This is a genomic window from uncultured Ruminobacter sp. (assembly GCA_902764345.1).
Lineage (GTDB): Bacteria > Pseudomonadota > Gammaproteobacteria > Enterobacterales > Succinivibrionaceae > Ruminobacter.
In genome coordinates this window covers 1-10673 of the sequence record CACWVT010000071.1, presented here as the reverse complement: position 1 = coordinate 10673, position 10673 = coordinate 1, and the positions used below count along the sequence as shown (strand labels likewise).

Annotated in this window: 9 protein-coding genes; 7 read left to right on the top strand and 2 right to left on the bottom strand. The window is 43.8% G+C overall.

Translation table 11 applies throughout. The features are described 5' to 3' along the window. From QZU58_RS09465 to QZU58_RS09440, 6 genes are all read left to right on the top strand, one after another. Nucleotides 1-1155 (top strand): glutamate synthase subunit beta (locus QZU58_RS09465; RefSeq protein ID WP_294496291.1); only part of this gene is annotated, 1155 nt, incomplete at its 5' end. A 267-nt stretch (nucleotides 1156-1422) separates the two neighbouring features. Then, nucleotides 1423-2034, top strand: a complete 612-nt coding sequence (locus QZU58_RS09460) for a GNAT family N-acetyltransferase (RefSeq protein WP_294496289.1) — start codon at nucleotides 1423-1425, stop codon at nucleotides 2032-2034. Nucleotides 2035-2152: 118 nt separating this feature from the next. Then, on the top strand, nucleotides 2153-3085 hold the full coding sequence (locus tag QZU58_RS09455; RefSeq protein WP_294496287.1) for a TIGR01212 family radical SAM protein: 933 nt from the start codon (nucleotides 2153-2155) through the stop codon (nucleotides 3083-3085). A 181-nt stretch (nucleotides 3086-3266) separates the two neighbouring features. Then, the gene (gene glgC, locus QZU58_RS09450; RefSeq protein ID WP_294460187.1) at nucleotides 3267-4583 is read left to right on the top strand and encodes a glucose-1-phosphate adenylyltransferase; all 1317 of its coding nucleotides are present in this window, start codon (nucleotides 3267-3269) and stop codon (nucleotides 4581-4583) included. A gap of 135 nt (nucleotides 4584-4718) precedes the next feature. Continuing rightward, nucleotides 4719-6560 carry an ATP-binding protein gene (locus QZU58_RS09445; RefSeq protein ID WP_294496285.1) on the top strand — a complete coding sequence of 614 codons (1842 nt, stop codon included), beginning with the start codon at nucleotides 4719-4721 and terminating at the stop codon, nucleotides 6558-6560. Between the two features lie 3 nt (nucleotides 6561-6563). Further along, the gene (locus tag QZU58_RS09440; protein ID WP_294460193.1) at nucleotides 6564-6926 is read left to right on the top strand and encodes an Hpt domain-containing protein; all 363 of its coding nucleotides are present in this window, start codon (nucleotides 6564-6566) and stop codon (nucleotides 6924-6926) included. 252 nt (nucleotides 6927-7178) lie between these two features. Here the strand turns inward: QZU58_RS09440 and arcA are convergent, their stop codons facing one another. Both arcA and QZU58_RS09430 read right to left on the bottom strand, forming a co-directional pair. After that, nucleotides 7179-7901, bottom strand: a complete 723-nt coding sequence (gene arcA, locus QZU58_RS09435) for a two-component system response regulator ArcA (protein WP_294496283.1) — start codon at nucleotides 7899-7901, stop codon at nucleotides 7179-7181. Between the two features lie 420 nt (nucleotides 7902-8321). Further along, a complete protein-coding gene (locus QZU58_RS09430; protein ID WP_294496295.1) occupies nucleotides 8322-9635 on the bottom strand; it encodes a dihydroorotase in 1314 nt (437 codons plus the stop codon). A 15-nt stretch (nucleotides 9636-9650) separates the two neighbouring features. Here QZU58_RS09430 and QZU58_RS09425 point away from each other — a divergent pair, with 15 nt between their 5' ends. Continuing rightward, nucleotides 9651-10568, top strand: a complete 918-nt coding sequence (locus QZU58_RS09425) for a substrate-binding domain-containing protein (protein ID WP_294496293.1) — start codon at nucleotides 9651-9653, stop codon at nucleotides 10566-10568. Nucleotides 10569-10673: the final 105 nt, after the last annotated feature.

The window sequence follows — 10673 nt, the reverse complement described above, 5'->3', positions numbered from 1 at the left end:
GCCGAAGACACAACGGCAGTGGGCATTCGTTCAATTGAGCGTAAGATCATTGATTATGCGTGGGAGCATGGCTTTGTTAAACCTCAGCCCGCAACCGTCAAGACCGGTAAGAAGGTAGCCGTTGTAGGTTCCGGTCCTAGCGGTCTGGCCTGTGCCCAGCAGCTTGCCCGTGCAGGTCACGATGTTACCGTTTTTGAAAAGAATGATCATATCGGCGGGTTGCTGAGATTCGGTATACCTGATTTTAAACTGCCGAAATCACTCATTGATCGCCGCATGGATCAGATGGAAGCAGAAGGAATCACCTTCCGCACATCTACGCTCGTTGCCGATACTGATAAGCTGCCGGCAGGCGTACGCTGTGATGCGACTTCAGTTGTAAGCCCTAAGGCTCTGTTAGAGGAATTTGATGCGATAGCTTTATGCGGAGGTTCAGAAACTCCAAGAGACCTTAAGGCTCCGGGAAGAGAACTTGCGAACATTCATTTCGCTCTTGAATATCTTATCGGTCAGAATAAGGAAGTTAACGGTGGCGGTAAGAACCCGATAAACGTAAAGGGTAAGCATGTTGTCGTTATCGGTGGCGGTGATACCGGTGCTGACTGTGTGGGTACCGCAAACAGACAGGGTGCGGCTTCAGTTACCCAGATTGAAGTTATGCCAAAACCTCCTGTTGAGTATGACGTTCTTGCTACCTGGCCTGAATGGCCTAGAATTTTCAGAACCTACACCTCTCATGAGGAAGGTTGTGAAAGACTGTTCAGCCTGAACACCAACGAGTTCGTCGGAAAGGACGGCAAGGTTACCGCCATTAAGGTAAGCGACTGTGAATTCAAGGGCGGTAAGCTCGTAAACAAGGAAGGTACCGAACATGAGCTGAAGGCTGATTACGTATTCCTGGCTATGGGCTTCGTACATCCTCTTGATGCTGTTCTTGACGGCTTCGGAGTTGCACGTGACGCAAGAGGTAATGCGGCTGCAGTTCCTGATCCAGACACTGCTTCTGGATTCATGACCAGTGTGCCAAAGGTATTCGCCGCAGGCGATATGCGCAGCGGTCAGTCTCTTGTGGTAAGGGCTATGAGTGAAGGCCGTCGCTGTGCGAGAGCCGTGGACAAGTATCTTATGGGGATGAGTCTGCTGCCTGCGTGCTAAAACATAATTCGCTTTGATTTAATACTTAAAAGGATCGCCATGCTGTAATATTCTGGCGATCCTTTTTTTATGGCTAAATACAGAACCGATCACACGATGTAAAACGGTATATTGATTTCAGGTGAAACGGTACGGGATTTAGTGTTCAATTAATCAGAATGTAACTGGTCTGCACGGGATCCTGTTCCGTATTTATTCAGTTGCGCATCGTTTGTGCATGTCTTAATTGACTGGTGTATGGTAGATATTGAAACGGGAAAGGCTTAAATGATTATAGAGACTGAAAGACTGATTCTGCGTCCGTTCAACGTGTCTGATGCGGCAGATGTTTATGAATATCTGCATGAACCGCAGGTAAACTGTTTTCTAGATCTTAAACTGGATTCATACGATGATGCTGTGTCTGAAATGGAAAGGCGATCAGCAGAGCAGTCTTATTATTTTGCCGTCGTGCTCAAGGATTCGGGGAAGGTGATAGGTGAGGTTTTTGCCTATCCTGAGACCGGTGAACCGCAGTGGTTTGAAAGTCTTCCGAAGGATATGTTCAGTCCATGCATTATGTTTAACAGGGATTATCAGGGCAGCGGTTATGCCTATGAGACGTCCGTGGCGTTTTTTAATTATCTTTTTGAGAAGTGCGCTGCCAGAAGAATCTATTCCTATGTTGATGATTACAACAGTCCGAGTATTCGTCTTTGTGAAAAAATGGGGATGCGTCGGGAAGGTCTGTTTGTTGAATTTGTTTCGTTTGTGAATAATCCTGACGGGACGCCGAAATATGAGAATACGTACCAGTATGCAATTCTCAGAAAAGAATGGGATAAGGTAAGACTGTCGAAGGAAATAAGTACAGTGCTTTCTCATGTCAGTTACAGGTAGACACCTCTTCATATCAGTTATCTTTTTGGTTTAAACTGTGCTACCATTTCCGTTCTGCGAATCGCATTATTCGGAAACAGTTTGTTTTGTCTGGAAATTTTCGGCTGAAGGCAGACGCATGCATATAAATCAGTACTTAAACACTTACGGTGACTATCTGAAACGACGCTTCGGACAGCGTGTACAGAAACTGTCGCTGAGTGGCAATTTTACCTGTCCGAATCGAGACGGAACCCTTGGGCGCGGAGGGTGCACGTTCTGTAACGTGTCATCATTCTCAGGAAAGGGAGTGGAAAATCTCTCAATATCAGAACAGCTTGCATGTGCTCCCGAAAAACGATCAAAGATATTTCTTGCTTATTTTCAGGCATATACAAGTACGTATGCCGAGCTTCAGCTTCTGAAGAAAATGTATTCCGAAGCACTGGAATTTCCGAATATTGTCGGTATCTGTGTGGGAACCAGACCGGACTGTGTGTCTGATGAAGTTCTGGATCTTCTTGAAAGATATCTGCACGAGGGAAAGGAAGTCTGGCTTGAACTGGGATTGCAGAGTGCCATAGACGAAACTCTGGATCTCATAAACCGGCATCATTATTTTGCAGATTATGCCGATGCGGTATACAGGGCAAGAAAACGCGGAATCAAAGTCTGTACGCATCTGATAATAGGACTTCCGGGAGAGGAACTTATTCACAATCTGACTACTCTTCAGATGGTTGTGGATGAAGGTGTGGATGCATTAAAACTCCATCAGCTCCATATAGTTAAGGGGAGCGTAATGGCAGCCATGTACCTCCGCGGTGAAATTCAGGTGCTGGATTTGGATGAATACGCAAAAATAGCCGCCAGACTTATTCAGTACACTCCTCCTGAAATCATGTACGAGAGGGTTGGGGCGTCTGTCAGGGATTCATCGCTTATAGCCCCAATGTGGTCAACACAGAGATGGCCGTGTATTGACAGAATAGGAGAGATTCTGGCAGAAAATGGCGGGCAGGGGTCAGCCATAGGCAGACCTTATGTTTATGACGGTATCAGTCGGGGATGATGCTCTCAGCCTGACGAATGCCCGCAGGATATGAGATGTTTTGTAAACTGTGGAGCAATACTCAAAGTAATTTGTAAATGTTTTGTATAATAATTCAATCTGAGTTTTTATTAAAATGACCGAAATAAGGGTCATATCGGTTTATTTTTAATTTTGTTTCTTGAATATTGGAATTGTGGAAATGGCAGAATCACTAAATGCACGTCAAGCCAGTAAGAAAACAATGGCCATTATTTTGGCCGGGGGCAGAGGCAGCAGACTACATCAGATGACTGATACCAGAGCCAAGCCTGCTGTTTATTTTGGCGGTAAATTCAGAATTATTGATTTTGCCCTGTCAAACTGCATTAATTCCGGTATCCGTAAAATCGGGGTGGTTACCCAGTACAAGTCTCACAGTCTGTTAAGACATCTGCAGGCCGGTTGGTCTTTTCTGCGTAACCAGTTTAACGAATTTCTTGATCTGCTGCCGGCACAGCAGCGCATAGATGAGGTTCACTGGTATCGAGGAACTGCTGATTCGGTATATCAGAACATAGATATCATAAGAGATCATCGTCCCCAGTACATACTTATTTTGGCCGGTGATCATATTTACAAAATGGACTATGCCAAGATAGTGCTGGATCATCTTCAGCACGGAGGTCCTCTTACAGTGGCTTGCGTGCCTATTCCAAAAGATCAGGCAAGCGCCTACGGAATAATGTCTGTAAATGAGGATGGACTGATTACCAGCTTTGACGAAAAGCCTAAGAATCCGCAGACCATGCCTAATAATGAAAACATGTGTCTGGCTTCAATGGGTATCTATGTTTTTGATGCTAAGTTCCTTTATGATGTTCTGTATGAAGATGAACAGACTGAGGAATCAAGTCATGATTTTGGGATGGACATCATTCCTCGTCTGGTCAGCAGAGGCCTTGCTCACGCTCATGATTTCAGTATTTCGTGCGTATGCAACAGAGCCAAGAATCAGATATACTGGCGCGACGTCGGAACTGTCGATTCGTTCTGGGCTGCCAATATGGACCTTGCTTCCGTAACTCCTGATCTCGATATTTACGATCAGGATTGGCCTATTTGGACTTATCAGATGCAGCTTCCGAGTGCAAAGTACGTTCAGGATTTAAACGGAGCATCCACCATTCTGAGAAACAGCGTAATAGCTGCCGGTGTGATTGTCAGCGGTTCGTCAATATGCTCAAGCGTGCTGTTCTACAATGTGAGAGTGCATTCATTTACATTTATAAACGAGGTTGTGGCATTTCCTGACTGTATTATTCACAGAGGTTGCAGAATTACCAAGGTTATTCTGGATCGCGGCTGTGAGTTGCCTAGAAATCTTGTTGTCGGAGAGAATAAGGAAGAGGATGAGCGCCGTTTTTACAGATCAGAAGGCGGTGTTACCCTGATAACACGCAGAATGCTTGCGGATTTAAGGAAGAAGGAACCGTGGTTGTTTGAAAACTTTGAGGAGTACTGCCAGTACGGTAACTAGTTTTCATAAGATAAAGCGGTAAGAATTACGGCGATGACGGAATATCGCCGGTATCTCCGACGGGGCAGGGATTGAGGCCTAAGGCAGAATGGTGCTGCCGGAAATCAAAGGGAATTGATGTTGGTTTAACGGATTATGAATATATACAATACATGTGAGCAGAAGCTTAAACAATGGATCAGCAGACTGTACCAGAAGTCTGTGGTTTATCTTTCCGCAGTTCTCGGTTTCTTTTTAACTCTTTTCATTACCGTTGTTCACTGTGTCCTAGGTTATTTTTTCAATGGTATCATTACCGTCTTTGACGTTATCCAGCCTTTGTGCTACGGAGCCCTGCTGACTCCGTTTATCGTTTTTGTCTTCAATCAGGTTTTTTCTGATGTGGAAAATGCCAGAACCCAGGTTAGGGATATGAAAAAATCATTGGCCAAAACCTATGTGGCCATGATTAATCAGCGTGACAGAAATCTGACGCTGACAAAGGATCATGAGGTTCTTCGCGGTCAGAAGATAAAGGTTGAGAAGCAGCTTGAGGAACAGGCTACGTTCTTCTCCGCCATCGTTGATTTGACTCCCGATATTATTATGTACCGTGATGAATCAGGTAATATCAAAGGCTGCAATGACAACATGCTTAAGCTTCTTGGGCTCACCAATGCCGCACAGCTTGTTGATCTCCTGAAGGAGGATCATGAGCTTGATGATATTTTTGCTAAGTTTGATGACATCCTAAAGCTGAACAAAAGTGATGTTACCTATGAAAGTACCATTAACGAAGTTGTATATCAGATGAGAAAAAGGCCTGCAGTCAACGCTGAAGGAAATCTTATAGGCATCATGCTTTACGGTCATGATATTACAAAGCTCAAATATGAACAGGATCTTCTGGAAAAGACTTCAAGGGATAAGAGTAATTTTATTTCCACTCTTAGCCATGAGCTGAGAACCCCGCTTAACGGCATTGTCGGTCTTAGTGACATTCTGATGCAGACCGGTCATTTTGACGGGGATGACATGCGCAATCTTAAAGCCATAAACGTCAGTGCTGTTACGCTTGGAAATATTTTTAATGACGTCATAGATTTGAATAAATTTGAAAGACAGACCTTTAACGTTATATATGAAAAGGTAAAATGGCGCGATTTTCTTGATGATTTCGAAACTCTTGCCCACCTTATGACTGAGCAGAAGAATCTTGATTTCAACTTTAATGTGGAAGGGGAAGTTTCGGAGTATCTGCTTCTTGATCCGACTCGACTGCGTCAGATTCTGTGGAATCTGACGGGTAACGCCATAAAGTTTACCAAAAAGGGCGGAATAACAATCAGTGTCAGACAGCATATGGATGGTGATTCAGCCGAGCTTACCTTCTCGATTACGGATACCGGTATAGGTATTGCGAAGGAGGAACAGGAAAAGATATTCGGGCTGTACTATCAGGTTGAAGGAACCAAGCAGTCAACTGGCACCGGTATCGGTCTTCATGTGACAAGAAATCTCTGTCAGGCACTGAACGGTTCCGTAAGAGTTGAAAGTGAGCTGGGAAAGGGCAGTACCTTTACGGTAAGTTTTACATTTAAGAAAACTGAGCATGAAATAGAGAAAAAAGAGATTAAGAGCAGCTTAAGAGTGCTTCTGGTTGAGGATGTGGATCTGAATATCCTGGTTGCCAGAACCATGCTTGAGAAGCTTGGACATAAGGTTTTTGTGGCTAAAACCGGTCAGGAAGCCATTAGTCTTTTTAAGAGCGAAAAGATTGATCTGGCACTTCTTGACATGCAGCTGCCGGATATGACCGGTTTTGACGTGGCGGACGTTTTTGTAAACGAGCTTAATTGCAGCGTTCCGTTAATAGCTTTGACCGCCAACGTCATTAATGACCGGAAGGAATACGAAAAGCATCATATTGACGGCGTTATGAACAAACCTTTGTCTTTAACTAAATTAGTAGAAAATTTGCAAAAATATCAGGAATAATAAATGATTACAGACATTGTAAATATAAAATACGTGAATGAATTCGTCAGCATTGCGGGAAAGGGGCCTATCTGTGAAGGTATAGATATGTTTCTAAACAGCGTTGAGGATTATCTTGGCAACTGTTTAAGCTACTTCAATAAGAAAGGATTTGAAGAGGCCGGGAAGGAGCTTCATAAGATTAAGGGAGCAGCAAGTTCCATTGGTCTTACCAGAGTGTCTGCTAAAGCAAAGGAAATCGAACTTGAGCTTCTGAAGGATCGTGATACATACGGTCTTAACAGCAGAGTTATGGAATTACGTGAGATTATTCTGGCAGATACAAAAGAGCTGAGAAATTTTGTAATGACACTGTCCGGAATGTAACATGACAGGTGTCATTACATTTTTTTTTTTCGACAACTGTGTCAGAAGTTTAATCCGGATGTCCATGCTGAATCCGGTGTTTTTATGAGGGGTATTCGGGATGTTTTTCGATGCCCTTTTGTGTTTTATTCCTGCAAAAGAAAAGGCATGAACCATGTGCGGTCCATGCCGTAATCTTTTTCAGCCCGCAATTCAACTCAGGGATTTTTGACGCATATTATACGCAGGCGGGCCGGAAGTAGCTGTCATGATCTAAGAAACCTTAACGTCAGCTCCAAAACGATAACCTTCGCCGAAAATGGTTTCAATCAGATTTTGTGCATTTTCACTGTCAAGATGACGGCGAAGCTTTCTTATGGTAACGTCAACAGTTCTGTCATGTTCCTTTAATTCTCTACCCATCATAAAGAACATGAGATCTGATCTGGTTACTATCAGTTTAGGATGTTCACAGAAGTACTGCAACATGCGAAATTCAGCACGTGGCAGTCTGGTTTCAACTCCGGAAGGGCTGATCAAATCGTGACTGTTGGTTTCAAGAACCCAACCGTCGAACTCGTATTTTTCCGTTGCGGTAGGAACAAACTGCTGAACGGGAGCCTTTTTGGACTTCGTTCTGTTAATGAGGTTTCTGGCACGAATGGTCAGTTCCCTAGGATTGAACGGTTTGGTGATGTAGTCATCAGCACCGATTTCTAGACCGAGGATGCGATCAATGTCGTTGTCTCTGCCTGTTACGAACATCAGGGCTATATCACCCTTTTCCCTGATTTCCCTAGCCAGAATGAGACCATTTTTTCCCGGCAGATTGATGTCAAGCAGAATGAGGTCAATCTGATGGGTGGACAGAATTTCGTGCATCTCGTCACCGTTGCCGGCAATGAGGGTTTCATAACCTTCAGCGTTGAATATGGAGGTCGCCATTTTGCAGGCTACCGGTTCATCATCAACAATCAGTACAGTTGCTGCAGACATGATTTTTGTTCCCTGAATAATTTGTTTTGATTTGTTAAATTTATTTAAGCGATATAAAAAAATATAATACTGTTGTAAAAATGTAAAAAATTACATTTATTTAAACAATATTTTTCTAACTTGTTTATAATTTTAACAACTTGATCAATTTTAGTATAGCATTTAACGGGAAATGTGAGTGTTTTTTCAGATAAAAAATTGATAATTGTTACGAAAATGTTATATAAAAGAAATTTTGTAAAAACAAGTCAACTTTTTTATTCAAAATGACCGTTATATTTTGGTGAAATGACCGTAACACGACGTTTTCAAAGGTGTGTATTTCCTTTGCATGATTCATGAACTTGGTGAAACGGGATTTTGATTTTTGCCGGAATTAAACCGTAACCGTCAGGAATTCACGGTTACGGTTTTGGGATTCTATCTGTTGAAACGCAGATCTCTGCCGAAAATATTGTTAGGGGTGAAAATTCCGTTTGTTACGACGTGGTTTCCGTTTACGAATGTGTGCATAACCTTATGACTGAAAGTGTGACCGAGGAACGGTGACCATTTGCATTTTGAGGCAATGTCCACCGGTTTCACGGTATAGTCATTTTTTTTCACGATGACGATGTCCGCAAAATATCCTTCTCTGATATATCCTCTTCTGTCAATGTTGAATCTTTCGGCCGGATTATGGCTTAATGCCGTTACCGCCGCTTCGATTGAAAGTTCATTGCGATGAACCAAATCGAGAACGGCAAGCAGTGAGAACTGGATGAGAGGCAGTCCTGACGGAGCTTTGCAGAAAGGCTGATTCTTTTCTTCAATGGTGTGCGGTGCGTGATCGGTTGCGATAATTGAGATGATTCCCTGTTCAACCGCATTTACGAGAGCCTGACGGTCTTCTTCGGTTTTTACGGCAGGATTGCATTTTAATCTGTTGCCAAGGCGTTCATAGTCCTTATCGTTAAAGAACATGTGGTGTGCGCACACCTCAGCGGTAATTTTTCTGTCCCTTACCGGCTGACCGGCGAAAGGTCTGAACAGCTCGATTTCATCTTTGGTGGAAAGGTGGAGCACATGAAGGTTTGCTCCTGTTTCCAGTGCAAGATCAACGGCCTTTTTGCTGGATCTGTAGCATGCCTTATGATTTCTGATTAAAGGGTGCATGTAAGGTTTAAGGTTTTCCTCACCGTATTTTGCCTTGAATTCCTCCATGTTCCTGTTAATCAGTGCGTTATCTTCGCAATGGGTGGCAATGAGCACGCGACTGTTTTTGAATATGTTGTAGAGTGCTTCATCCCTATCAACCAGAAGATTACCTGTTGATGATCCCATAAAGATTTTTACGCCGCAAATTTCCTGAGGGTTGATTCTGCGGATTTCATCCATGTTTGTTTCGGTGGCCCCGAGATAAAAAGAGTAGTTTGCGTATGAATTTCTGGCTGCAATATCTTTTTTGGCCTGAAGGTCTTCAATGGTCACGGCAGGAGGATTGTTGTTTGGCATGTCCATGAAAGATGTTGTACCTCCGAGAACTGCGGCGACGGACTCGGTGGCTATTGTTGCCTTATGTACGGCTCCCGGTTCTCTGAAGTGAACCTGATCATCAATAACTCCGGGCAGGACGAGCATGTCACTGCAGTCAATGATTTCATAACCATCATCGGCAGGAATACAGTTGTCAATCTTTTCAATAAGTCCGTTGTTGAGAAGGATGTCTCTTCTGCATGTACATCCTTCATTTATGTAGGATTCACTCTTATGGCCATCCTTCTGGCTGCTTGCTCAAACAAGAAGCCGAAGGATGGTCGTACAGATACACCCTCATCGGGGACGATCAGCTTCGTCTCCGATGAGAGTTTTAGTCCTATCATCGACGAGGAAAAAGAAGTTTTCCTGGCTTCTCTTCCCGACGCACATCTCAATCCCATTTATACCAACGAGTCGGACGGAATCAACCAACTGCTCAAAGGCAAGTGCTGGCTGGTTTTCGCAGCACGCGCGCTCAAGCCTTCTGAGGTGGAAAGCATGAAAGCGCAGAACTTTCTTCCACAGTCTATCAAGATCGGCTACGACGCTTTGGCACTTATCGTAAACAAAGCCAACGCCGACACGCTGATTTCCGTCAAGGACTTCAAAGAAATCCTTATGGGTAAAACCACGCAATGGAACCAACTGGGAAGCGGCTCCAAGAGTGGGACCATATCGGTAGTATTCGACAATCCCAAATCCAGTACAGTTCACTTTGTTGAGGACTCCATTCTTGGTGGGAAGGCCATTGCCAACCCCAACGTCGTGGCTGTGAAAAAGACTGCCGAAGTCATCAAATACGTAGAAGACAATCCCAATGCCATAGGAATCATCGGCAACAACTGGCTCAACGACAAACGCGACACGACCAACCTGACATTCAACAAGAATATCCGGGTGATGAGCGTCAGCAGCGTAGACCATGCCACGCCGGCCAATTCCTACAAGCCCTATCAATATTACATCTGGACCGGCCAATACCCGTTTGTGCGCACGATCTATGCCCTGCTCAATGATCCACGCCGCGCACTGCCGGCAGCATTCGAGCACTTCATCGAATCACCTAAAGGCCAGCTGATCTTCATGAAGGCCGGACTTCTGCCCGCCTACGGCAACATTAACGTAAGAGATGTTAATATTAGCCAGTAAAAAGTAACATCTTGACCTTTTCCACGTCAAAAGAATAAATTGATCATTCAACAAAAAAGATTTGTGTTGACTATGAAAGCTATAAAATATTAATGAATTATTTAA